This is a genomic window from Blastococcus sp. SYSU DS0619 (genome assembly GCF_054051035.1).
On sequence record NZ_JBJHAM010000001.1, the window covers coordinates 369,988 to 391,771 of the forward strand.

25 protein-coding genes and 1 tRNA gene are annotated in these 21,784 nt (G+C 75.0%); 9 read left to right on the forward strand and 17 right to left on the reverse strand.

All coding sequences use genetic code 11. The annotated features are described in order from the left end of the window. Positions 1-8: 8 nt before the first annotated feature. From ACI79T_RS01825 to ACI79T_RS01845, 5 genes are all read left to right on the forward strand, one after another. Positions 9-1,178: an AGE family epimerase/isomerase gene (locus ACI79T_RS01825; protein ID WP_456608336.1), complete on the forward strand. Its 1,170-nt coding sequence runs from the start codon at positions 9-11 to the stop codon at positions 1,176-1,178. An 81-nt stretch (positions 1,179-1,259) separates the two neighbouring features. Continuing rightward, positions 1,260-1,721: an SRPBCC family protein gene (locus tag ACI79T_RS01830; RefSeq protein WP_456608337.1), complete on the forward strand. Its 462-nt coding sequence runs from the start codon at positions 1,260-1,262 to the stop codon at positions 1,719-1,721. Positions 1,722-1,944: 223 nt separating this feature from the next. Then, positions 1,945-2,094 (forward strand): hypothetical protein, encoded by a 150-nt coding sequence (locus ACI79T_RS01835; protein ID WP_456608338.1) that lies wholly within the window; start codon positions 1,945-1,947, stop codon positions 2,092-2,094. Positions 2,095-2,274: 180 nt separating this feature from the next. Further along, positions 2,275-4,326 (forward strand): diguanylate cyclase domain-containing protein, encoded by a 2,052-nt coding sequence (locus ACI79T_RS01840; RefSeq protein WP_456608339.1) that lies wholly within the window; start codon positions 2,275-2,277, stop codon positions 4,324-4,326. 69 nt (positions 4,327-4,395) lie between these two features. Further along, a complete protein-coding gene (locus ACI79T_RS01845; protein ID WP_456608340.1) occupies positions 4,396-6,489 on the forward strand; it encodes a diguanylate cyclase domain-containing protein in 2,094 nt (697 codons plus the stop codon). Between the two features lie 4 nt (positions 6,490-6,493). On the opposite strand, the gene ACI79T_RS01850 is transcribed toward ACI79T_RS01845, so the two are convergent. From ACI79T_RS01850 to ACI79T_RS01915, 14 genes are all read right to left on the reverse strand, one after another. Beyond that, positions 6,494-7,327 (reverse strand): tyrosine-protein phosphatase, encoded by an 834-nt coding sequence (locus tag ACI79T_RS01850; protein WP_456608341.1) that lies wholly within the window; start codon positions 7,325-7,327, stop codon positions 6,494-6,496. After that, positions 7,324-8,235: a 3-methyladenine DNA glycosylase gene (locus tag ACI79T_RS01855; protein ID WP_456608342.1), complete on the reverse strand. Its 912-nt coding sequence runs from the start codon at positions 8,233-8,235 to the stop codon at positions 7,324-7,326. The genes ACI79T_RS01850 and ACI79T_RS01855 overlap by 4 nt, the downstream gene beginning before the upstream one ends. 24 nt (positions 8,236-8,259) lie before the next feature. Continuing rightward, positions 8,260-8,427: a hypothetical protein gene (locus ACI79T_RS01860; RefSeq protein ID WP_456608343.1), complete on the reverse strand. Its 168-nt coding sequence runs from the start codon at positions 8,425-8,427 to the stop codon at positions 8,260-8,262. After that, positions 8,424-8,675 carry a hypothetical protein gene (locus ACI79T_RS01865; RefSeq protein ID WP_456608344.1) on the reverse strand — a complete coding sequence of 84 codons (252 nt, stop codon included), beginning with the start codon at positions 8,673-8,675 and terminating at the stop codon, positions 8,424-8,426. The genes ACI79T_RS01860 and ACI79T_RS01865 overlap by 4 nt, the downstream gene beginning before the upstream one ends. Positions 8,676-8,788: 113 nt before the next feature. Next, a complete protein-coding gene (locus ACI79T_RS01870; protein ID WP_456608345.1) occupies positions 8,789-10,627 on the reverse strand; it encodes an acyl-CoA dehydrogenase in 1,839 nt (612 codons plus the stop codon). 188 nt (positions 10,628-10,815) lie between these two features. Next, positions 10,816-11,178, reverse strand: coding sequence for a lipopolysaccharide assembly protein LapA domain-containing protein (locus ACI79T_RS01875; protein ID WP_456608346.1), 363 nt, complete (start codon positions 11,176-11,178; stop codon positions 10,816-10,818). After that, positions 11,175-11,345 carry a hypothetical protein gene (locus tag ACI79T_RS01880; protein ID WP_456608347.1) on the reverse strand — a complete coding sequence of 57 codons (171 nt, stop codon included), beginning with the start codon at positions 11,343-11,345 and terminating at the stop codon, positions 11,175-11,177. Before ACI79T_RS01880 ends, ACI79T_RS01875 begins: the two co-directional genes overlap by 4 nt. 79 nt (positions 11,346-11,424) lie before the next feature. Continuing rightward, complete coding sequence (locus tag ACI79T_RS01885) at positions 11,425-11,850, reverse strand: hypothetical protein (protein WP_456608348.1); 426 nt, start codon at positions 11,848-11,850, stop codon at positions 11,425-11,427. Positions 11,851-11,865: 15 nt separating this feature from the next. Further along, the gene (locus tag ACI79T_RS01890) at positions 11,866-12,489 is read right to left on the reverse strand and encodes a TetR/AcrR family transcriptional regulator (RefSeq protein WP_456608349.1); all 624 of its coding nucleotides are present in this window, start codon (positions 12,487-12,489) and stop codon (positions 11,866-11,868) included. A 161-nt stretch (positions 12,490-12,650) separates the two neighbouring features. Further along, positions 12,651-12,776 carry a hypothetical protein gene (locus tag ACI79T_RS01895; protein ID WP_456608350.1) on the reverse strand — a complete coding sequence of 42 codons (126 nt, stop codon included), beginning with the start codon at positions 12,774-12,776 and terminating at the stop codon, positions 12,651-12,653. Between the two features lie 82 nt (positions 12,777-12,858). Further along, positions 12,859-13,740, reverse strand: a complete 882-nt coding sequence (locus ACI79T_RS01900) for a metal ABC transporter permease (protein WP_456608351.1) — start codon at positions 13,738-13,740, stop codon at positions 12,859-12,861. Beyond that, positions 13,737-14,564 carry a metal ABC transporter ATP-binding protein gene (locus ACI79T_RS01905; RefSeq protein WP_456608352.1) on the reverse strand — a complete coding sequence of 276 codons (828 nt, stop codon included), beginning with the start codon at positions 14,562-14,564 and terminating at the stop codon, positions 13,737-13,739. Before ACI79T_RS01905 ends, ACI79T_RS01900 begins: the two co-directional genes overlap by 4 nt. Before the next feature lie 182 nt (positions 14,565-14,746). Next, positions 14,747-14,902: a hypothetical protein gene (locus ACI79T_RS01910; RefSeq protein ID WP_456608353.1), complete on the reverse strand. Its 156-nt coding sequence runs from the start codon at positions 14,900-14,902 to the stop codon at positions 14,747-14,749. 66 nt (positions 14,903-14,968) lie between these two features. Then, the gene (locus tag ACI79T_RS01915) at positions 14,969-15,904 is read right to left on the reverse strand and encodes a ribokinase (protein ID WP_456608354.1); all 936 of its coding nucleotides are present in this window, start codon (positions 15,902-15,904) and stop codon (positions 14,969-14,971) included. A 100-nt stretch (positions 15,905-16,004) separates the two neighbouring features. Here ACI79T_RS01915 and ACI79T_RS01920 point away from each other — a divergent pair, with 100 nt between their 5' ends. The 4 genes from ACI79T_RS01920 (at position 16,005) to ACI79T_RS01935 (ending at position 18,876) form a co-directional block, all read left to right on the forward strand. Next, positions 16,005-16,346: a DUF3140 domain-containing protein gene (locus tag ACI79T_RS01920; protein ID WP_456608355.1), complete on the forward strand. Its 342-nt coding sequence runs from the start codon at positions 16,005-16,007 to the stop codon at positions 16,344-16,346. Between the two features lie 7 nt (positions 16,347-16,353). Continuing rightward, on the forward strand, positions 16,354-17,061 hold the full coding sequence (locus ACI79T_RS01925; RefSeq protein WP_456608356.1) for a methyltransferase domain-containing protein: 708 nt from the start codon (positions 16,354-16,356) through the stop codon (positions 17,059-17,061). Positions 17,062-17,134: 73 nt separating this feature from the next. Then, entirely contained in the window at positions 17,135-18,163 is a 1,029-nt protein-coding gene (locus ACI79T_RS01930; RefSeq protein WP_456608357.1) for a type III polyketide synthase, read from the forward strand. Positions 18,164-18,231: 68 nt separating this feature from the next. Then, complete coding sequence (locus ACI79T_RS01935) at positions 18,232-18,876, forward strand: response regulator (RefSeq protein WP_456608358.1); 645 nt, start codon at positions 18,232-18,234, stop codon at positions 18,874-18,876. A 16-nt stretch (positions 18,877-18,892) separates the two neighbouring features. Here the strand turns inward: ACI79T_RS01935 and ACI79T_RS01940 are convergent, their stop codons facing one another. The 3 genes from ACI79T_RS01940 to ACI79T_RS01950 all read right to left on the reverse strand — a co-directional run bounded on the left by ACI79T_RS01940 (position 18,893) and on the right by ACI79T_RS01950 (position 21,783). Next, positions 18,893-20,518, reverse strand: coding sequence for a GAF domain-containing protein (locus ACI79T_RS01940; RefSeq protein WP_456608359.1), 1,626 nt, complete (start codon positions 20,516-20,518; stop codon positions 18,893-18,895). 185 nt (positions 20,519-20,703) lie between these two features. Then, positions 20,704-20,777 (reverse strand) — tRNA-Gly (locus tag ACI79T_RS01945). A gap of 52 nt (positions 20,778-20,829) precedes the next feature. Next, positions 20,830-21,783 carry a methyl-accepting chemotaxis protein gene (locus ACI79T_RS01950; RefSeq protein WP_456608360.1) on the reverse strand — a complete coding sequence of 318 codons (954 nt, stop codon included), beginning with the start codon at positions 21,781-21,783 and terminating at the stop codon, positions 20,830-20,832. Position 21,784: the final 1 nt, after the last annotated feature.

The window sequence follows — 21,784 nt, forward strand, 5'->3', positions numbered from 1 at the left end:
CTGACCGCGTGACCGACCTCGACCGGCTGCTGGACTTCGCCGCTCGCTCGCGGCTGCCCGACGGCTTCGGCTACCTGGGTGCCGACGGCGACGTGCTCGCCGACCGGCCGCAGGAGGCGTGGATCGTCGCCCGGATGACGCACGTCTTCGGGCTGGCGCACCTGCTCGGCCGGCCGGGGGCGGACGAACTGGCCCGTCACGGCGTCGAGGCGCTCCGGGCCGGCCCGCTGCACGACGACGGCCACGGCGGGTGGCGGTCCGCGACCGACGACGACGGCAAGGCCGCCTACGTGCACGCCTTCGTGCTGCTGGCCGGGGCCACGGCCGCCGCCGCCGGGGTCGGCGGCGGGCGGGCGCTGCTCGACGAGGCCCTCGGCGTGTGGCAGGACCGCTTCTGGGACGCCGACGCCGGGCTGGCCGTCGAGGAGTGGGACGCCGGCTGGGCGCGGCTGTCGGACTACCGCGGGGCCAACGCGAACATGCACGGTGTGGAGGCGACCCTCGCAGCCGCCGACGCGGTGTCCGGGTCCGACCCCACCACGGCGGAGCGGCTGCGCGGCCAGGCGCTGCGCAGCGTCGAGCGGGTGGTGCACGGCTGGGCCAGGGAGCGGGACTGGCGGCTGCCCGAGCACTTCACGTCGCGGTGGGAGCCGCTGCCCGGCTACAACCGGGACCGGCCCGCGGACCCGTTCCGCCCCTACGGCGTCACGGTCGGGCACCAGTTCGAGTGGGCCCGCCTCGCCCTGCACCTGCGGGCCGTCCTGGCGGAGCCGCCGGACTGGCTGCTCGGTGACGCCGTGGCACTGTTCGACGCGGCGGCGTCCCGGGGCTGGGCGGCCGACGGTGCCGACGGCTTCCCGTACACCCTCGACTGGGACGACCGGCCGGTCGTCGGTGCGCGCATGCACTGGGTGCTCTGCGAGGCGATCGCCGCGGCGGCCGTGCTGGCCGAGGTCACCGGGCAGGCGCGCTACCGGGAACTCGCCGGACGCTGGCGGGCGCACGGCGAGGCGGTCTTCGCGGACCCGGTCACGGGCAACTGGCGGCACGAGCTGACGCCGGCGGGCGCGCCGGCCTCCGCCACCTGGGCGGGGCAGCCCGACGCGTACCACCTGGTGCAGATGCTGCTCCTCGACGGTCGGGCGGTGCGGGGCAGCATCGCGGCGGCGCTCCGCTGACCTGCTCCTTCGACGTGTCAGCCCCGGGCGACGGGGGTATGTGGCGCGCGACCGAGAACGCGACATCAAGGAGCTGAGAACGTGGCCAGCGTGCAGGAGTCCGTCGACGTCGACGTCCCGATCCGTGTCGCCTACGACCAGTGGACGCAGTTCGAGTCGTTCCCCCAGTTCATGGGTGGGGTCGAGCGCATCACGCAGCTCGACGAGACGCACACCCACTGGGTGACCAACGTCGACGGCGTGAAGCGGGAGTTCGACGCCGAGATCACCGAGCAGCACCCCGAGGAGCGGGTGGCCTGGACCAGCACGAGCGGCGAGGCCAAGCACGCCGGCGTGGTGACCTTCCACCGGCTCGACGACGCCAAGACCCGCGTGATGATCCAGATCGACTGGGAGCCCACCGGGCTGGTGGAGAAGGCCGGCGCCGCGCTGGGCTTCGACGACCGCCAGGTGAAGGCCGACGCGAAGAAGTTCAAGGAGTTCATCGAGAGCCGTGGCACCGAGACCGGTGCCTGGCGCGGGGACGTCCAGCGCCCCAGCTGACGCGACCGCCCGCCGACGGCGCCCGCCCCCTCCCGGGGCGGGCGCCGTCGGCGTTCGTGGGGATGGTGGGGCCGGTGGGGTGTCCAGGTGGCGACCGTCACTCGAAGGGGTGAGGAACCTTCGGCGATGCCTCAACATCGCCGACGTTTCGTCGGATTAGAGTGACAGTCGCCTGCGTTACTACGGGCGTAGGCAGCGAACACCGACGAAAGAGGCAGTAACGATGAGCAGCGTGACGACCAGCTGGCGGCGGCGTCGGCAGCTGGCGCGTACCCGGCGAGCCCTCGACAAGGCCCTGGCACGCAGCAGCAGCCCGGCCATGCGCGACGAGCTCCTGACGATGGCGAACAGCAGCCACTTCCTCGGCCGCTGAGCCCCCGCCGCCCCCGCGCGGCCCGCGACACATCCCGACCCCGGTCTCCGTCGAGACCGGGGTCGCATGCGTTCGGGGGACGGCACGTGCCAGACGGCCAGAAGAGTGCCATTGTGTAGTGGTGCAGGCACGATCCGTGGTGAGGCTGGGCCTCGCCTTCCCGGGGACGGACGTGGCGCGATGAGCCATCCCCCCGCCGGGCGGGAGACCTCGGGGGCGACCACGGGTGGCCTGCTCCGCTACGTCCGGGACCAGGGCGGTGACGCCGCCGTCGCGGAGGTGCTCCGGCGCGCCGGCGTGGACGCCACCGCCGGTGAGCTGGAAGACCAGTCCCGGTGGTGGAGCTACGACGACCGCATCGCGCTGTTCACCGCGGCCACCGAGGTCATCGGCGGTCCCCGCACCATGTTCGACGTCGGCCGGGCCGTGCTCGAGACCGGGCTCGCCCACTCCCTGGTCATCCTGCTGCGCGCGATGGGGTCCCCGCGTCAGGTGCTCGGCCAGCTCCCCCGCGTGGTGCAGAAGTTCAGCACGACGTCGACCATGGAGGTCAGCGAGGCCGCGTCGAACTCGGCCACCATCCGGGTCCGGCTGCACGACGGCTTCCCGCCCTCGCGGCTCGACTGCGACTACACGCAGGGCCTGCTCAGCACCGTGCCGCAGATCTTCAGCCTCCCGCCGGCCCGGGTGGCCCACGACGAGTGCCAGTCCGACGGGCACCCCGCCTGCGTCTACCAGCTGAGCTGGACCCGGCGGTCCCGGGTGCTCCGGCGGCGCCGCGGCACGCAGGGCATCGACCCCGAGCTGCACGCGCTCCGGGGGCAGCTGCAGATCCTGCAGTCGGCTGCGACCGACCTGGTGGCCAGCGACGACGTCGACACGGTCCTGCAGCGCATCGTTTCCCGAGCCGCGCAGGCCGTGCTGGCGCCGGCGTACCTGCTGGCCGTGCACGCCCCCGGCGGCGGGGCGCCGCTGGTGCACGGCGAGGGCCTGGACCCCGAGCGGATGCCCGAGCTCGGCCGGAGGCTGCTCGACGGCGGGGACCTCGGGCTCGGCTCAGTCGTCGTGGACGTGGCGTCGGCCCGCCGGAGGCACGGCCGGCTGGCCGCCCTCTACCGGCACGGCGACGGCGCCATCGGCGACGAGGCGGCCATGCTCGCCGCCTACGCCGGCCACGCGGCCGCCGCCCTGGACCTGATCATCGCGCTGGAGGACGCGCGCACCGAGGCGGACCGGGCCGGCGCGCTGCTGAGTCTGGCCCACGGTCTCGCCGCCACGACCGACGCCGCGGAGGTCGCCGACCTGGTCACCGAGGCGCTGCCGGAGATCGTCGGCTGCTCCACCGCCGGCATCCTGCTGTGGGACGCGGCCAGCGGGACCCTCCGCTCGCACTCGGCCGTAGGCCTCGCCGAGGAGGGCCACGACGTGGTGCGGCCCGTGGCGCTGCGCCTCGAGGACGCGCCCGAGCTGGTGGGGATGCTCACCAGCCGCGAGCCGCAGGTGGTGCGCCGCGGGTCGAGCAGCCCGGCGATGCAGCGGCTGCTCGACAGTGCCGGGACCGCTGAGGCGGTGGCGGTGCCCCTCCTGGCGGACGGGGCCTTCCTGGGCGTCGCCACGGCGGGCTGGCGCCGGGGCGAGGCGCCCGTGGACCTCGACGGCGAGGTGCTGACCCGGCTGCGCGGCGTCGGTGACCAGGCGACGACCGCCCTGCAGAAGGCCCGGCTGCTCCAGACCGTCCGGCACCAGGCCACCCACGACGCGCTGACCGGGCTGCCCAACCGGGCGCTGTTCCTCGACCGGCTCACCACCGCGATCGCGACGGCGGACCGGCGGTCGCACCTGGCCGTGCTCTTCTGCGACCTCGACCGGTTCAAGCAGGTGAACGACACGCTGGGCCACGCGGCCGGTGACGAGCTGCTGCGCCAGGTGGCCGCCCGGCTGCTCGCGGCGGTCCGGCCGGGGGACGTCGTCGGCCGGCTCAGCGGCGACGAGTTCGCCGTCGTCCTGCCCGGTCTCGCCGAGGCGTCGGACGCCGAGGGCCTGGCCGCGCGGATCGTGGACCGCTTCCGCCAGCCGTTCCGGCTCGAGGGCGCCGACGCGGTCGTCGGCACCAGCGTCGGGGTGGCCGTGCACCCGGGCGACGGCGGCACCGCCGAGCAGCTGCTGCGCACGGCGGATGCGGCGATGTACCGGCACAAGCACGCGGACCGGCCGACCCCGGCACGCGGCTGACCTGCGGCGTCTCACCCGAACCGAGCAGTTCCGCTCAAGCGGCCGCCCCCTCCGGCCGATGCACGTTCCGTGGGCACACGAGCACCCGGGGGCGACGGCGCGACCGCCGATCCGCCGGCCGAGGCGCGCGAGACGCCGGGCATCACCATGGCCGGCGTGCTCGCCTATGTGCGCCGCACGGCCGGGGACCACGCCGTCGCGGCGGTGCTCGACCGGGCCGGCCTGACCGCCGTCGGCGACCAGTTCGGCGAGCAGGGCCGCTGGTGGAGCTACGACGCGCGGATCCGGCTGTTCGCCGCCGCGACCGAGGTGCTCGGCCACCCGGACACGATGTTCCACATCGGGGCCGATGCGATGCGCCGCGGAGGTGCGCCCTCGCTCGTGCTGGTCCTGCGGGCCCTCGGCTCGCCCCGCCAGGTCTTCCGCCGGCTGCCCCGTGCCGCGGCGAAGTTCACCACGGTCTCCACCATGCAGGTCCTCGAGCTGAGCGCCACCGCGGCGACCAGCGCGCTCCACCTGCACGAGGGGTACGAGCACTCGCCGCTGGACTGCGCGTACGCGCGTGGCCTGGCCGTCGCGGTGCCGCAGATCTTCGCGCTCCCGCCGGGGGTCATCACCTCCGCCGAGTGCCAGGTCGGCGGTTCCCGGACCTGCACCTACCGGGTGACCTGGCAGCGCCGTTCCCGGCTCCCGCGACGGCGCCGGCGCAGCGAGTCGGCGGAGCTGGAGCTCGGCGCGCTGCGGGGACAGCTGCGCACGCTGCAGTCGGCCGCCGGGGACCTCGTCGCCAGCGACGACCTGGACACCGTCCTGCACCGCATCGTGGCCCGCGCGGGCGAGGCCGTGCTGGCCCCGGCGCACCTGCTCGCCGTCGCCGCTCCGGACGGCGGGGTTCCGCTGGTGCACAGCGCCGGGATCCCGGCGGACCGGCTCGCCGGGCTGACCGCCCGGCTCCTGGCCGGCGAGGAGCTCGGCCCCACCGCCGTCGTCGTCGACGTCGCCTCCGCCCGCCGCCGGCACGGCCGGCTCGCCGCCATCTACCCGTCGGGCGACGGCGAGCTGACCGACGAGCACACCATGCTCGCCGCCTACGCCGGGCACGCCGCCGCCGCGCTGGACCTGCTCATCGCCCTCGAGGACGCCCGCCGGGCGGCCGACCGGGCCGGCGCGCTGCTCGCCCTCGCCCACGAGCTGGCCGAGGCCACCGACGCCACCGCCGTCAGCTCGATCGTCACCGAGGCCCTGCCGCGGGTGGTCGGCTGCAGCAGCGCGTCGGTGATGCTCTGGGATCCGGCCGAGGGCCAGCTGCGCGGCCGGTCGTCGGTCAACGTCGCCAGAGGGCGCAGCGCGTACTTCCTGGACACGCCCCTGCATGCGGAGGAGACCCCGGAGCTGGTGGGGATGCTCACCGACCGGGAGCCGCGGATCATCCGGGCCGCCGACAGCAGCCCGCCGCTGCGCCGGCTGCTGGCCGGGATCGGCGTCTCCGACGTCGTCGCGGTGCCGCTCCTGGCGGGCAGCACGTTCCTCGGCGTGGCGACGGCGAGCTGGGAGGCCGGCCAGGCGCCGGAGGAGCTCGGCGGGGACGTCCTCGCCCGCCTGCGCGGCGTCGGCGACCAGGCCTCCACCGCCCTGCAGAAGGCCCGCCTGCTGGAGACCGTCCGGCACCAGGCCACCCATGACGCGTTGACCGGGCTGCCCAACCGGGTGCTGTTCCTCGAGCGGCTGGAGGCGACGCTCGCGTCCACCGGCCCGGACGGGCACCTCGGGGTGCTGTTCTGCGACCTCGACCACTTCAAGGAGGTCAACGACTCGCTGGGCCACGCCGCCGGCGACGAGCTGCTGCGTCAGGTCGCGGCGCGGCTGCGGGCCGTCGTCCGTCCCGGCGACACCGTCGGCCGGCTCAGCGGCGACGAGTTCGCCATCGTGCTGCCGGAGCTGGCCGATGCCGACCACGCCCGGCGCCTCGCGGACCGCGTCGTCGGCTGCTTCGCCGAGGCCTTCCGCCTCGACGGCAGGCCGGTGCGGGTGGGCACCAGCGTGGGCGTGGCGGTGCTCGGCGCCGAGCGCGGGCGCAGCGCCGACGAGCTGCTCCGCGAGGCGGACGCGGCGATGTACCGGCAGAAGGAGGGGCGCGGCCGCAGCGACCGCGCCGTCCGCTGAGCCCTCAGTCCCGGAGCCGGGCCCGCAGCGCGGCCTGCTCGTCGGCACCGAAGCCGTGCGCGTCCAGCCAGCCCGCCGGGCCGCCGAACCGCTCGTCGAGCAGGTCCAGCACCCGCTCCATCGTCTCCGCGCGCGGCGTGTGGCTCGCTACGTCCCGGGTGACCATGTCCTCGGCGTACGTCGGGGAGGCGGCGAGCTTGGCCACCAGCGCGTCGATGATCTCCGCCGTCAGCGCGTAGTCGGCCACGATCTCGTCGTTCGGCACGCCCGCGACCGACAGGGCGAAGGCGCAGACGACGCCGGTGCGGTCCTTGCCGGCCGCGCAGTGCACCACCGACGCGCCGTCGGCCGCCCGGCTCAGCGCCCGCAGCGCGCCGACGACGTTCTCCGACCGCTGGCCGAGGTAGCCCAGGTAGGAGCGGACCGCCGGCGGCTCGCCCTCGTCGTGGGCCGCCACCTGCCGGGGCAGCAGCGACTCCAACCACCCGGCGGGCAGCTCGGGCCGGTCGTCGGCCTCCTCGACCGCGAACACGTCGGTGTGGTGCCCCCGCTCGGGCAGCAGGGTGAAGTGCCGGTGGGTCACCTCGGGGAGCGCGCGCAGCGGCCCACGCCCTTCCAGGAGGATCTCCGCGGTGGTGCGCAGGTCGATGACCTGGCGCAGGCCGATCTCGTGCACCAGTCGCCGGACGTCGGCGTCGCTGAGGGTCTGCAGGTTGTCGCTGCGCAGGATCCGTCCGGTCCGGGTGCGCCCGCCATCGGTGGTCGGCAGCCCGCCGAGGTCCCGCATGTTCGTGGTGCCGTCGAGCCGGATCCAGCGGCCGTGGTGCGGAGAGGTCACGCCTGGGACGGTACGGCCTCGGCCGGGACGTCACCGAGCAGCCGCTCGCACACGTCGATCAGCCGTCGCCGCAGCGTCGCGCCCCGGTCGGCGAACGTCCGCTGGGCCGCCACGTACTGCGCCTTGCCCTCCGGTGTCTCGACGGGCACCGGCGCGTACCCGTGGTCACGCAGGTCGTAGGGGGAGGCGCGCATGTCCAGTTCGCGCACGTCCACGGCGAGGGCGAGGCAGTCGGCCAGCAGCTCTCCGGGCACGGCGGGGGAGAGCTTGTAGGCCCATTTGTAGAGGTCCATCGTCGCGTGCAGGCAGCCCGGCTGTTCCAGGTCCGGCTGGGCGGCCCGGGTGGGACGCAGCGTGTTCAGCGGCCGGCCGCGGCGGCTGAAGAACCGGTAGGCGTCGAAGTGGCTGCACTGCACGCGGTGGCGGTCCACCACCTCGGCGGTGCCCTCGACGCCCAGACGCAGCGGCGCGCCGTGCCGGACCTCGCCGTCGTCCGGGCGGTAGACCATCGCCCACTCGTGCAGGCCGAAGCAGCCGAACTGCGCCGGCCGCCCGGCGGTCGACCGGAGCAGGTGCGCCACCCGGGCCACGACCTCACCCCGGGCGGCCAGGAACGCCTCCTCGTCGAGGCCGACGGCCCCGTCGCCGTGCAGGGTGTGGAACGGCCGGTCGAGGCGCTCCCGGGCGGCCGGGCCGGCCAGGGCGAACCCCACCCCGGGGTGCCACCGGGCCAGCCGACCGGGCGTCTCGGAGTAGTAGGTGAAGAGAAAGTCCAGCACCGGGTGCGCCACCCCGGCCCGGCGCCGCTCGGTGTGCGGCCCCGTCCAGCGGGCGATCCGCTCGGCGTGCGCGGCCGCCCGGGGCTGCCATTCGTCCTCGGCCAGGACGGTCAGGGGCGGACGCGGCACGGCGTCCAGGGTAGGTGGCCGTCCTCAGCCCGCGTCGTTGCCCGGACGGGCGACGGCGTCGTCCTCCTGGGCCTCCTCGTCGGTGGTCAGCGTCGCGGTGCCCTCGTCGGCCTCGCTCTCCTGCGTCTCGTGCACGGGCCCGTCCGTGGTGTCGGGGGACTCGCGGTAGCCGGTCGGCTGGGACTCGCTCATCGGCCATCGTCTCCGGAACGCTCGGTGGGGGCCTGGACCTCGCCGGACGCGCCGGCCCGCGTGGCGCGGGCGATGTCGCCGTCCGCGGTGGCGGGCAGGTCGTCACCCTGGGCGTCGTCGCGCTCGATCGCCTCGTCGGCGGTCAGGGGGACGTCGTCGAACGACGAGCCCAGGTCGCTGTTGGCACCCGTGGCGGACGAGGTGGGGACGTCCTGCTGGATGCGGTCGCTGCCCTGCGGGTCGGTCATGCCGGCCTCCTGTCGGTCGGGGCTGTCCCACCGCCCATGCCCGGCATCGCCCCCACGAAACGGCCGTGGCCGCCTCCCCGGTGGGAAGGCGGCCACGGCTGTCGGTGCGGAGTTCAGAACACCGCTTCGTCGATCTCCATGAGGGCGTTGTCGGTGTTCTCGGCGATGAGCCGCTCCGAGGTCAGCCGGGGCAGCACCTGGGTGGCGAAGAACCGGGTGGCCGCGACCTTGCCCGCGTAGAAGTGCTTGTCCTTCTCGCTGACGTCGCCGGCCAGGGCGGCCAGGGCCACCTCGGACTGGCGGATCAGCAGCCACGCGGTGATCAGGTCACCGGTGGCCAGCAGCAGCCGGCTGGTGTTCTGCGCGACCTTGTAGAGCGAGGACATGTCCTCCTGCGCGGCGGTCAGGTGGCCGAACATCGTGGTGAGCATGCCCTGGACGTCGGCCAGCGCGGTGCCGAGCAGCGCGCGCTCCTCCTTGAGCCGTCCGTTGCCCGCCTCGCCGTCGACCGTGGCCTGGATCTGCTCGGCCAGCCAGGTCAGGGCGACGCCGCCGTCCTTGACGATCTTCCGGAAGAAGAAGTCCTGGCCCTGGATCGCCGTGGTGCCCTCGTAGAGGGTGTCGATCTTGGAGTCCCGGATGTACTGCTCGATCGGGTAGTCCTGCAGGAACCCGGAGCCGCCCAGGGTCTGCAGCGACTCCGACGTGAGCAGCTCCGTGGCCCGCTCGGAGCCGAAGCCCTTCACGATCGGCAGCAGCAGGTCGTTGACCCGCTCGGCGAGCTTGGCCGCCTCGCTGTCCCCGGTGGCCTCGGCCTCGACGACGCGGTCGCGGAAGCTCGCCGTGTAGAGGTAGAGCGCCCGCATGCCCTCGGCGTAGGCCTTCTGGCGCATCAGCGACCGGCGGACGTCCGGGTGGTGGGTGATGGTCACCCGGGGCGCGTCCTTCGACGTCGCCGTGAGGTCGGCGCCCTGGACGCGGGTCTTGGCGTAGTCCAGCGCCACCTGGTAGCCGGCCGAGAGGGTCGCGATCGCCTTGGCGCCGACGAACATGCGGGCGTGCTCGATGACCTTGAACATCTGGGCGATGCCGTCGTGCACCTCGCCGACGAGCCAGCCCTGCGCCGGGACCGGGCCGTCGCCGAAGGTGAGCTCGCAGGTCGTGGAGACCTTGAGGCCCATCTTCTTCTCGACGTTGGTCACGTAGGCGCCGTTGCGCTCGCCCAGCTCACCGGTCGCCAGATCCACGTGGAACTTGGGGACGACGAACAGCGACAGGCCCTTGGTGCCGGCCTTCGCGCCCTCGGGGCGGGCCAGGACCAGGTGGATGATGTTGTCGCTCATGTCGTGCTCGGCCGACGTGATGAACCGCTTCACGCCATGGATGTGCCACGAGCCGTCCGCCTGCTGCACCGCCTTGGTGGTGCCGGCGCCGACGTCGGAGCCCGCGTCGGGCTCGGTGAGCACCATGGTGGCGCCCCAGCGGTGCTCGAGCATGAGCTCGGCCAGGCGCTTCTGGTCCGGCGTGCCCAGCTCGTCGAGGATGGCCGCGAAGGCCGCGCCCGAGCCGTACATGAACACGGCGGGGTTGGCACCGAGGATCATCTCGAAGGCGCCCCAGGTCAGGGCGTGCGGCGCCCCGAAGCCGCCGAGGTGCTCGGGCAGGTCGAGGCGGGCCCACTCGCCGTCCTCGACGGCCTTGTACGACTTCTTGAACGACTCCGGGATGGTCACGGAGTTCGTCGCCGGGTCGAAGACCGGCGGGTTGCGGTCGGCGTCGACGAAGGACGCGGCGACCGGGCCCTCGGCGAGCTTGCGGATCTCGGCCAGGATCCCGCGCGCGGTGCCGGCGTCCATCTGCTCGAACGGGCCGGTGCCGAACTTGTCCTTGGTGTCCTGGAACTCGAAGAGGTTGAACTCGAGGTCCCGCAGGTTCGCGGTGTAGTGGCTCATGTGTGCTGGCTCCCGTGCTCCCTGCCGATGGACGGCGATCCCTACTCGCCAGTAACAAACGCTATTACTGGTCGGTAGGAAGGGGCAAGGACTTGAGCCGGCGCGCCCACTCCGGGTGAGCCGGGACGCGCGTCCCGAGGGGTCCGCGCGTCCCGGCCGTGCCGTGCGGGGGAGGCGTCGCCCGCCGGTCAGCGGCGGCGGCGCCGGGCCCGGAGCACGATGCCGGCCAGCCACACCAGCAGCCCGCCGAGCGCCGCGGCGATCAGCAGCGCCACCACGAGCGGCGCCTGCACGTCGCCGAAGACCAGGCTGATCTGGACGGTCTGGCCGTTGAAGACGACGAACAGCACCAGGAGCACGGTGACGAAGACGAGCAGCGCCAGCGCCAGCGAGCGGCCGATCGCCCGGCCGGTGTGCCGCTCCTTCTGCGGAGCCTGCTGCGGCGCCGGAGCGGGCTCGGCAGCCCCGGCGTCGGCGGGCCCGGTCGAGCGGTTTCCCAGGCCCACGCTGAGCGGGTCGCCGGCCGTGCCGGACCGGTCGGGGGCGCTCACTGCGCGTCCGGCTCTGTGTCGGCGGGCGGGTAGGCCGGGCCGGCGATGCCGTCGGCCGGTCCCTCGGTGGCCCCCAGGGAGTCGCGGTCCTCGCCGGGCGCCTTCTGGGCACCGAGCGGCTGGGCCGTGCGCTCCGATCCGGCGTTGTTCTCGTCCGGCATGGTCATGGATGGGGTGTGCCCGGCCGGGCGTCGCCGGAAACCGGCCGTGATCACGCCGGACGCGCCGACGGCAGCACTCGCGGCGTCACTCCTCCAGCGCCGGACCCGCTTCGTGCGCGGGGTGGCCGGAGGTGCGCTCGCGCTGCTTCATCCGCGCCTCGTAGACATGCCGGTCGCCGCCGGAGAGCTCCTCGCGCGCGCGGGCGTCGTAGGCGCGGAAGGTGCCCCAGTAGTTCTCGTCGAAGTCCTCGACGATCTGGAAGGTCCACCGGTCGGCGATGACGTTCCGGCCGACCAGGTCGCGCTCGATGTCGCCGGCCAACCGGTCGGCCCCGGCCTTCCCGAACAGCCCGACCGACTCCTGGAGCAGCCGGTCGGCCTTGCCGGTCAGCTGGTGGAAGGCGTACAGGAAGCCGCGTGCCTGGTCGACGGTCTCCAGGGCCTCGGAGAGCTTGCCGAGCGCCTCCACCGTCGTGTCGTCGAGGTCGGGCCGGGTGCGGTCGTTGCTCACCCGTCCATCCTGCGGTCAGCGCGGGGCGGACGCGATCTCGATCAGCCGCTCGGCCAGCTGCCGGCCGTGCGCGGCGGGGCCGTCGGGGCCCAGCAGGCCGCCGGAGAGGTACATGCCGTCGATGATCAGGTGGATCTGCGCGGCGAGGTCGTCGCCGTTGCCCGGCACGATCTCGTCGGCCAGACGCTCGAGGCGGGCGTGCAGCTCGAACTTGTAGTCGGCGGCGGCGCTGCGGGCGGGGTGCTGCGGGTCGTCGTACTCGCTGCTCACGTTGGTGAAGGGGCAGCCGCGGAACCCGGTGCGGGTGACGTCGCGCTCCACGGCGTCGACGACGGACAGCAGCGCGGCGCGCGGGTCACCCTCCAGCCGGTCCAGCTCGGCGTCGATGAACGCCAGGACGGTGGCCGCCTTGCGGGTCAGGTAGGCCCCGACGAGGTCGTCCTTGCTCTTGAACAGCCGGTAGACCGTCATCTTGCCGAGGCCGGTCTCGCGCACCAACTCGTCCATGCCGACGCTGCGCGAGCTGCGCCCGGAGAACAGGCGTTCGGCGGTGTCCAGGACGATCTCCTGCCGCTCGGCTCGGCTGCGGCGAACCGGTACCGAGATGTCGGCGGCGGAGAGGGGTACGGCGGCGGTCACGTCAGCGATGGTGCACCAGCACGTGACGGAGCAGTTCGCGGCACGCCGACCTGGTCGCTCTGGGTGACGAGAGGCGCCCGGGCTGCGCGTGGCGCCGGGGAGCGGTGGTGTCGGTGTGACGACGCAGCGTCACCGACTCCGCTCCCCGGGGCCGTCCGGGGTCAGTCCCGGCGGGTGCGGCGGGGGTTGGCCAGCAGCCGCGCGACGGCGCGCGCCGTGCTCTCGGCGGTGGACTCGTCGCGGGACGTGCTGGGCGACTCCTGACGGTTCTGAACGGTGTCTGCCATGCGCTCCAGCGTGCCCGACCCGGCGCCGTGGGAAACCGCCGCGTACCCGATCGGGGCTGAGAGACGCGTCACCGCCCCGGCCTCAGTGCGCGTGGTGGGTGTCCAGCAGCGGCCGGTCCGCCCGCCGGGCGGCGCGGGGGCCGGCGACCACCAGGACGACCACCCAGGCCAGCACGGCCAGCCCCACGATGAAGAAGCTCGGCGGCAGGTTCACCATCGCCGCCAGCACGAGCCCGCCCCAGACCGAGCCGAGCGCCAGGGCGACGGCGAGCGCCGCCACGCGCACCGGCCGGGCCGTCAGGCGCAGCGCGGTCGCGGCCGGCGTGACCACCAGGGCGAACAGCAGCAGGGTGCCCACCACCTGCACGGCCATGGTGATGGTCAGGGCCAGCAGGACCACGAAGGCCAGGCCGAGCGCCCGGACGGGGACGCCCCGCGCCTCGGCCACGGCCGGGTCCACCGAGGCGAACACCAGCGGTCGGGCGATGACCGCCAGCACCAGCACGACGAACGCGGTGAAGGCCGCGTAGACGACGAGCTGGTCGCGGGTGATGGCCAGCAGGTTGCCGAACAGCACCGACGTCGTCGTGCTGGCGTTGGCGCTGGCCAGCGAGGCGAACAGCACGCCCAGCGCCGTCGCCAGCGCCAGGATCGTGCCCGTCGCCATCTCCCGGTCGGCGACCCGGCGCCCCAGCAGCCCGATGAGCAGGCCACCGGCCAGGCAGAAGACGGCCAGGCCGAGGGTGACGGGCGCGCCGACGAGGATCGCCCCGGTCGCCCCGGGGAACCCGATGTGCGCCAGCGCGTGCGCGGCGAAGGCGTTCTGCCGGGTGATGACGAAGTAGCCCAGCAGCCCGGCGGCGACGGCGACCAGCGAGCCGCCGATCATCGCGTTCTGCATGAACGACGTCTGCAGGACCTGGAGCCAGTTCGACTGGAACTCCACGGCGGCCAGGGCGCTCATCGCTGGGGGTCCCGCCAGGCGGCGCGGGTGAACAGGTCGCCCTGCGCGGTCCGGACGACCCCCACCGGGGTGCCGTAGAGGTGCGTGAGCAGCTCCTCCTGCACGACGTCGGTGATCGGGTCGTGGTGCGGGTGGCCGTCGAGCAGGTAGATGGCCTCGGTGAGCACGGGCAGCAGCGGGTTCAGGTCGTGCGCGACGACCATCACCGTCACGTCCCGCTCCCGGTGCAGCTCGCCCAGCAGCTGCACCACCTCCTGCTGGTTGCGCAGGTCGAGGTTCGCCAGCGGCTCGTCGAGCAGCAGCAGCTCGGCGTCGTCGACGATGGCCTGGGCGATCGCGACCCGCTGCTGCTGGCCGCCGGAGATCTCCGACATGCGCCGGTCGGCGAAGTCGGCGGCCCCGACCCGCTCCAGCGCGGAGTCCACCCGCGCCCGCTCGGCGGCGGAGGTCCGGCGCAGGCCGAAGCGGTTGCCGGTCAGGCCGAGCGTGACCAGGTCGCGGCAGCGGATCGCGTCGCCGAGGGCGGCGGTGTAGTTCTGCGGGACGTACCCGATGCGGCGGTTCCCCCGCCGCGGCGGGGCGCCGAGCACCTCGACCCGGCCGCCGGCCACCGGGAGCAGGCCCAGCGCCACCTGGAAGAGGGTGGTCTTGCCCGCCCCGTTGGGGCCGATGACGCCGACGACGGCGCCGGCCGCCACGGTGAGGGTGCCGTCGGACCAGACGGTGTGCCCCCCGCGGGCGACGCTGACGTCGTCGAGGACCAGGGCCGGCGGGCGGCTCACGGCGCCGTCGGGTGCGCGCCGGTGCGCCGGAGGAGCTGCCACGCGACGGACGAACCGTCCACCGGGCCGCGGGATTCCGACCGGGCCCCGGCAGCGCCGGCGAGCGGACGACGGACCGGCACTGACTCTCCTACGATTGACAATGATTGTCACTCGCAGTATGGCGGACGGGCGTCCCGGCCCGGCGCGCGGGTGCCCGGCCGCGCGCCGGGCCGCGACCGCGGTCAGACGTCCGGCGTGTCGGCCCCACCGCCGGCGGCGTCCGAGCGGCCCTCGGCCGGCTCCTCCGGGTGGGGCGTGCGGCCGCTGCCGGCCTCCTCGCCGGCCGGGTCGCCCTCGGCGCGGTCGGCGCTGTGCGGCGTGCGCTGGGGTTCGCTCATCGGGGCTCCTCCTCGGGATTCGGGTCGGGGAGCCTGTGCCCGGTCCTCCGGCCGGTGAACCGCTGGTCAGCCGACCGGGGTGGCGGCGGGGACGCGCGGGAGCAGCTGCCGCACGGCGTCGTCGTCCGGCAGGGCGCCGCGCGCCCCGGGGCCGGTCGTGGACAGTGCCGCGGCGGTGACGGCGTGCCGCACGGCGTCGGCCAGGCCCGCCCCGGCCGCCAGCGCCTGCCCCAGCGCGCCGGTGAAGCAGTCCCCGGCACCGGTGGTGTCCACGGCGGTGACCGGTGGCGGCGCCTGCAGCAGGGCCGGTCCGTCCCCGGGCACCACGAGGGCGCCGCGCGCCCCCAGGGTCACCACCACCGCGCCCGCCGTCACCCGGCGGGCCAGGTCCGCGAGCCCGGCGGGCGAGCGCTCGCCGGGCTCCTCGCCGGCCAGCTGCACCAGCTCGTGCTCGTTGGGCACCAGGACGTCCACCCGCTCCAGCAGCGCGGCCGGCAGCGGGCGCGGCGGCGCGGGGGTGAGCACCACCGTGCCGGTCGCCACGCGTGCTGCCGCCTCGACCGTCGGCAGCGGCACCTCCAGCTGGAGGAGCACCACCCGCGCCGAGCGCACCGAGGGCGTGTCGACGTCGTCCGGGGTCAGCTCGGCGTTGGCGCCGGGGACGACCACGATCAGGTTCTCGCCGGTGGCCTCCTCGACCGGGATGGTCGCGGTCCCGGTCGGCGTGCCGGTGGTGCGCAGCACCCGGCTGACGTTCACCCGCGAGCCGGCCAGCGCGGCCAGCTGCCGGTCCCCGGCCGGATCGTCGCCCACCCGCCCGACCATGTGCACGGCGTGGTCCCCGAGCCCACCCAGGAGCCCGGCGGCGGCGGCCTGGTTGGCGCCCTTCCCGCCCGGAGCGAGGGCGGCGGACCGGGCCACGACCGTCTCTCCCCGGCCGGGCAGCCGGTCGACGGCCACCAGCACGTCCTCGTTCAGGCTGCCGACGACGGTGACGGACACGCGGACCTCCGGGGGCTGGGCGGGTCACCAGCAGTACCAGACCGTCGTTTCCCCCGGGCGGCGCCGCGGTACGGGAGGACGACGACCGAGCGGAGGACCCATGAGCACCGACGATCCCGACGACGTCCGGCGCGAGTTCGGCGAGGCGGTGAACATGACCGCCGGTGAGCTGGAGGAGTGGCTGGCGACCGAGGAGTCGCAGACCGTCGGCCAGAAGGACGGCGACGACGAGTCCACCGGGCACGCCTCGGGCCGGCGCATCGTCGAGCTGCTGCGCACCAAGAAGGGCGACCTCACCGACGACGACCTCGCGCACATGCGCAAGGTGCACGGCTACGTGGCCCGCCACCTGGCCCAGCGGCCGGCCCAGGAGGACCTCGACTCCTCCCGCTGGCGCTACTCCCTGATGAACTGGGGCCACGATCCGCTGAAGAAGGGCTAGGCCCACCGTGCGATCCTCCGTCCGCCCGCGCAACGACCCCGCCCAGTACGAGGACCTCGTCGACCAGTGGTGGGAGCCCGACGGCGGGTTCGCCGCCCTGCACTGGCTGGCGGCCTCGCGGGCCGAGCACATCCCGCCCGCGGCCTCGCCCGGCGCGCTGCTGGTCGACCTCGCCTGCGGTGGTGGGCTCATGGGCCCGCACGTGGCCCGGCTGGGCTACCGGCACGTCGGCGTCGACCTCGGGTTCGAGGGCCTGCGGACGGCGCGCGGCCACGGCGTGCTGCCGGTGCGCGGATCGGTGCTCGCCGTCCCGCTGGCCGACGGGTGCGCCGACGTCGTCGTCGCCGGCGAGATCCTGGAGCACGTCGAGGACGACGTCGCGGTGCTCGCCGAGTGCGCCCGCCTGCTGCGGCCCGGCGGCGTGCTGGTGATCGACACGCTCGCCGCCACGCGGATCGGCCGCTTCCTCACCGTGACCGTCGCCGAGCGGCTGCCCGGCGGACCACCACCCGGGATCCACGATCCCGCGCTCTTCGTGGACCGGGAGCGGCTGCTGGCCGCGGCCGACCGGCTCGGCCTGGAGCTGCGCCTGGTCGGGCTGCGGCCCTCGCTCCGCGACGCGGTCGCCTGGCGGCTGGGCCGCCGCGGGGGCGTGCGGATGAAGCCGATCCGGTCCACGGCGGCCGTCTTCGCCGGCTACGGGCGGAAGCGGTGAGCGGGCGACGGCGCGGCGGCGCACGTACCGTCGGACGCATGATCCCGAGCAGCTCCGCCGGGGAGCGGCGCCCGTGACCGCCGCCGTCCTCACCGGCGCCGGCGCCGCCCTCCCCACGACGCTCGAGCAGGAGGCCGCCTGGGAGGGCTTCTTCGCCCAGCACTACGAGGGCGTGCGCGCCGCCCGCCGGATCTTCCTGGGCGCGGGCGTCCGCCGGCGCCACGCGGTGGCCAACCCGATGGACGAGGACCTCAGCGGCTGGAGCACCGGTGCGCGGATGGTCCGGTATATCCAGGAGGCGCTGCCGCTGGGCAAGCAGGCCGTCGCGGGCGCGCTGGACGCCGCGGGTCTGGCCCCGGGCGACGTCGGCCTCTTCGCCGTCGCCACCTGCACCGGCTACGCCACCCCGGGTCTCGACATCCGGCTGGCCAGCGACCTGGGCATGCCGGCGGGCCTGCAGCGGCTGCTCGTGGGCCACATGGGCTGCTACGCGGCCCTCCCGGGCCTCGCGGCCGTCAGCGACTTCGTGACCGCCCGCTCGCGGCCGGCCGTGCTGCTGTGCTGCGAGCTGACCAGCCTGCATGTCCAGCCGGCCCAGGCCGACCTCGAGCAGGTGGTCGCGCACGCGCTGTTCTCCGATGCGGCCGCCGCCGTCGTCGTCGAGCCCGGCGCCTCGCGCGGGCACCGGCTGGCCGGCATCGTGGCGCGGACCGACGCCTCCACCGCCGACCACATGACCTGGGACGTCACCGACCTCGGTTTCCGCATGGGGCTCTCCCCCCGGGTGCCCGACGTGCTGTCGCGGCACGTGGGCGACGTCGTCGACGAGCTGCTCGGCGCCGCGGGCCTGCGCACCGAGGACGTCGCCGGCTGGGCGGTGCACCCCGGTGGGCCGCGGATCATCGACGTGGTCCGGGACGAGCTCGGGCTGCGCGAGGAGCAGGTCGCCGCCTCCCGCCGGGTGCTCGCCGAGCACGGCAACTGCTCCTCGGCCACCGTCCTGCTCGTGCTGCAGGAGCTCGCCGACGTCGACGGCCCGATCGTCGCCATGGCCTTCGGTCCCGGGTTGACGCTGTACGCGGCGCTGCTGTTGCCCGCCTGACTGTCGGATCGGCGGGGCCGGCCCTACGCTCCGCCGTACCGCGACGTCGCGGCGAGGGGAGGACGGCCGTGCAGCCCTCGCCGCCGCGCGTGCGGATCTTCCTCGTCGACGACCACGAGGTCGTCCGCCGTGGCGTGGCCGAGGTGCTGGAGGACGCCCCGGACCTGGCCGTCGTGGGGGAGGCCGGCACCGTGGCCGAGGCGCTCGCGCGGCTGCCGGCGGTGCGCCCGGACGTGGCGGTCCTCGACATGCGGCTGCCCGACGGTGACGGCGCCTCGCTCTGCCGCGAGCTGCGCGCCCGCGTCCCGAGCCTCCGCTGCCTGGTGCTGACCAGCTACGCCGACCGGGCTGCCCGCGACGAAGCCGTGCGCGCCGGAGCGGCCGGCTTCCTGCTCAAGCAGGTGCGGGGTCCGGCGCTGGTGTCGGCGGTGCGCACCGTGGCCGGGGGCGGCACGCTCCTGGCCGACGGCCCGCCGCCCGCCGCCCGGCACGGCGGGGACCGGCTGGCGGCGCTCACCGACCAGGAGCGGATCGTCCTGCGGCTGATCGGGGAGGGCCTGACCAACCGGCAGATCGGCGAGCGCATGGGGCTGGCGGAGAAGACCGTGAAGAACTACACCAGCCACCTGCTGGCCAAGCTGGGCCTGGAGCGCCGCACCCAGGCCGCGATCCTCGCCACCGAGCTGCGGGACGTCCGCCCGCCGGGGCGCTGACGGGGGCGTTCCCCGGTCATCCCGGCAACGGCACCGACCAGCGGATCTCGGTGCCGGAGGGCCCGGCGGTCACCGTCATCCGGCCGCCGCGTCGCTCGGCGCGGTCGGCCAGGTTCGCCAGCCCGCTGCGCACGGTCACCGACGGCAACCCGCAGCCGTCGTCGGTGACGACGACGCACACGGCGTCGGCGAGCGCGACCTCCACCGTCAGCCGGGTGGCCCCGGCGTGCCGCACGACGTTGGTCACCAGCTCCCGCACGACCGCGACCAGGTCGCCGACCAGACCCGCGGGGAGGTCCTCGACCTCGCTGTGCACCCGCAGGTCCGGGCGCAGCCCGTGCCCGTCGACGACCGAGCGGACGACTTCGGCCACCCGTCGCCGGACCGCCGCCACGGAGGAGTCCTCCGCGCCGTGCAGCTCGAAGATGGAGGCGCGGATGCGGGCGATCGTCCCGTCGAGCTCGTCCACCCGCTCGGCGATCCGCGCCGCGGCGTCCGGGGCCGATCCCTCCATCGACCGGCCGAGCCGGTCCAGCGCCAGCGCGGTGGCGAAGATCCGCTGCACCACGTGGTCGTGGAGGTCGCGCGCGATCCGCTCCCGGTCGGCCTGCACCTGCAGGCGCTGCTCGCGCTGCTGGCTGCGGACCAGCTCCATCGCCACCGTGGCCTGCGTGGCGAAGGCCGCCGCCGGCTCCAGCACCGCGGCGTCGAAGGGTGGCCGCCCCCGGGTCCGCAGGGCGACGAGCGTGCTGGTCCGGAAGCGTTCCCCGACGGGGAGGAACAGCGCCGGCCCGTAGCGACCGGTGACCCGGCCGACGACCTCGGCGCGGGCCATCCCGGGAGGCGGGGCCTCGACGTCGTCGACCAGCTGCGGCGTGCCCGACCGGTGGGCCGCGCCCAGGCGGGAGCCGGCCAGCGAGACCAGCAGCCCTTCGGTGTCGCCGGCGGCCGGGCCGGCGGCGACCGTGATGGTGAGCGTCTCCTCGTCGCCGGGCAGCGGCACCAGCAGTCCGACGGCGTCGGCGCCCGACAGCTCGACGACGCGGACGGCCGCGGCCCGCAGCACCTCCTCGGCCGGCCGCCCGGAGAGCAGGGCCGTCGCGATCTCCGTGCCCGCCTGCGCCCAGGCGCGGCGTTGCTCGGCGTGCTCGAGCAGCCGGGCGTTCTCGATGGCCAGCCCGGCCACCGCGGCCAGGCCCTGGGCGACCTCCAGGTCGGCCTCGGTGAACGCCGCCCCGGTGCGCTTCTCGGTGAGGTAGAGGTTGCCGAACACGGAGTCGCGGACCCGGACCGGCACGCCCAGGAACGAGCGCATCGGCGGGTGCCCGGGCGGGATGCCCACGGACGCCGGGTGCTGCCCGAGATCGGCCAGCCGCAGGGGCCTGGGCTCCTCGACGAGCAGGCCCAGGATGCCGGCACCGGCCGGGGGCCGGCCGATCCGCTCGTGGTCGTCCGCGTCCATCCCCACCGTGACGAACCGGTCCAGCCCGCGACCGTCCGATGTGAGCACGCCGAGCGCGCCGTAGCCGGCGTCGACGTGCTGCACCGCCGCCTCGACGATCTCCCGCAGGGTCGCCTCCAGCTGCCCGCCGGACGTGGCGGCGAGCAGCGCGGCGGTGAGTGCGGTGGGGTCGTCGGTCACCGGCGGTACCAGCGGTCGGGCGGGGACACGGCCCGACCGTAGGAGCGCCGACGGGGCGGGGGAAGCGCTTCGCCCATAGTCGTGCGAAACCGGGTCGTCCCAAAGGGACCAAAGACCCGGCACGGGTTTGCGGGGCCGGACGCGACGAGGCCCCGGTCGGATCGACCGGGGCCTCGTGGACGTCGTGGAGCGGGTGACGAGAATCGAACTCGCACTGTCAGCTTGGGAAGCTGATGTTCTACCATTGAACTACACCCGCGGACGGCGACGAGACTACCTGGTCGCCTCCCCGCCGCGACAGCCGCCTCCGGTCAGCGGCGCATCTCCGCGAGGAACCCGGTGGCCTCCGAGCGCAGCTTCTCCGCCATCTGCGACAGCCCGGTGACGTCGTCGTAGCCGGTGTTCAAGGAGGCGGAGCCGTCCACCGCGGCCGCGATGCCGTCGACCAGCCCGTTCATCTCGCCGACGGTCGACCCCACGTTGCTCATGACCTCGGCGACGTCCTCCGAGGCCTGCCGGATCTGCTCCACCTGGGCGGTCACCCGCTCGGTCGCCCGCCCGGTCTGGTCGGCGAGGTCCTTGACCTCCGAGGCGACGACGGCGAAGCCCTTGCCGGCCTCACCGGCGCGGGCGGCCTCGATCGTGGCGTTGAGCGCCAGGAGCCGGGTCTGCGCCGCCACCGAGTCGATGAGCGCGATGATCTCCTTGATCTCGGCCGACGAGCGGGTCAGCGAGCCGATCGTCTCGCGGGCGGTGCCGACCTCCGTGCTGGCGGCCGACGCGGCGGCGGTGAGCCCCGAGGCCGAGGCGCTGAGCTCCGTCGCCGCCGTCGCCACCTGCTCGGACATCGAGAGCACGACCGATTCGAAGTCGTCGGCCAGGCGGAGCCGGCTGCTCTGCGCCTCGGTGACCCGCCCGGCGGTCTCCTGCATGGCGCCGCGGGCGTCGTTGATGTCGCTCGCGCCGCGCCGGAAGGAGCCCAGCAGGCCGGTGGTGAGCAGCCGGCGGTGGAACCGGCCCTCGGCGGCCGAGTGCAGCGCGGCGGAGGACTCGCGGACGAACGCGTCGGAGACGTCGAGCACCCGGTTGAGCGCGTGGTGCAGCCCGACGAGCTCGGGCACCGCCTCGGCGTCCGGTGCGATGCGGCTGCGGGCCTCCAGGTCACCCCGGGCCGCCGCGTCGCAGGCCGTCGTCAGCTGGCGGACGAACTCGCGGTACACCGCCAGCTCGGCGGCGTCGGCGCCGCGGGAGGAGCGCATCCCCATG

Coding starts and splice junctions, on each gene's coding strand:
- ACI79T_RS01835 (WP_456608338.1), top strand. CDS start 1,945: ATGAGCAGCGTGACGACCAGCTGGCGGCGGCGTCGGCAGCTGGCGCGT.
- ACI79T_RS01840 (WP_456608339.1), top strand. CDS start 2,275: ATGAGCCATCCCCCCGCCGGGCGGGAGACCTCGGGGGCGACCACGGGT.
- ACI79T_RS01860 (WP_456608343.1), bottom strand. CDS start 8,427: ATGAGCGAGTCCCAGCCGACCGGCTACCGCGAGTCCCCCGACACCACG.
- ACI79T_RS01865 (WP_456608344.1), bottom strand. CDS start 8,675: ATGACCGACCCGCAGGGCAGCGACCGCATCCAGCAGGACGTCCCCACC.
- ACI79T_RS01870 (WP_456608345.1), bottom strand. CDS start 10,627: ATGAGCCACTACACCGCGAACCTGCGGGACCTCGAGTTCAACCTCTTC.
- ACI79T_RS01880 (WP_456608347.1), bottom strand. CDS start 11,345: ATGACCATGCCGGACGAGAACAACGCCGGATCGGAGCGCACGGCCCAG.
- ACI79T_RS01895 (WP_456608350.1), bottom strand. CDS start 12,776: ATGGCAGACACCGTTCAGAACCGTCAGGAGTCGCCCAGCACGTCCCGC.
- ACI79T_RS01900 (WP_456608351.1), bottom strand. CDS start 13,740: ATGAGCGCCCTGGCCGCCGTGGAGTTCCAGTCGAACTGGCTCCAGGTC.
- ACI79T_RS01910 (WP_456608353.1), bottom strand. CDS start 14,902: ATGAGCGAACCCCAGCGCACGCCGCACAGCGCCGACCGCGCCGAGGGC.
- ACI79T_RS01920 (WP_456608355.1), top strand. CDS start 16,005: ATGAGCACCGACGATCCCGACGACGTCCGGCGCGAGTTCGGCGAGGCG.
- ACI79T_RS01950 (WP_456608360.1), bottom strand. CDS start 21,783: ATGGGGATGCGCTCCTCCCGCGGCGCCGACGCCGCCGAGCTGGCGGTG.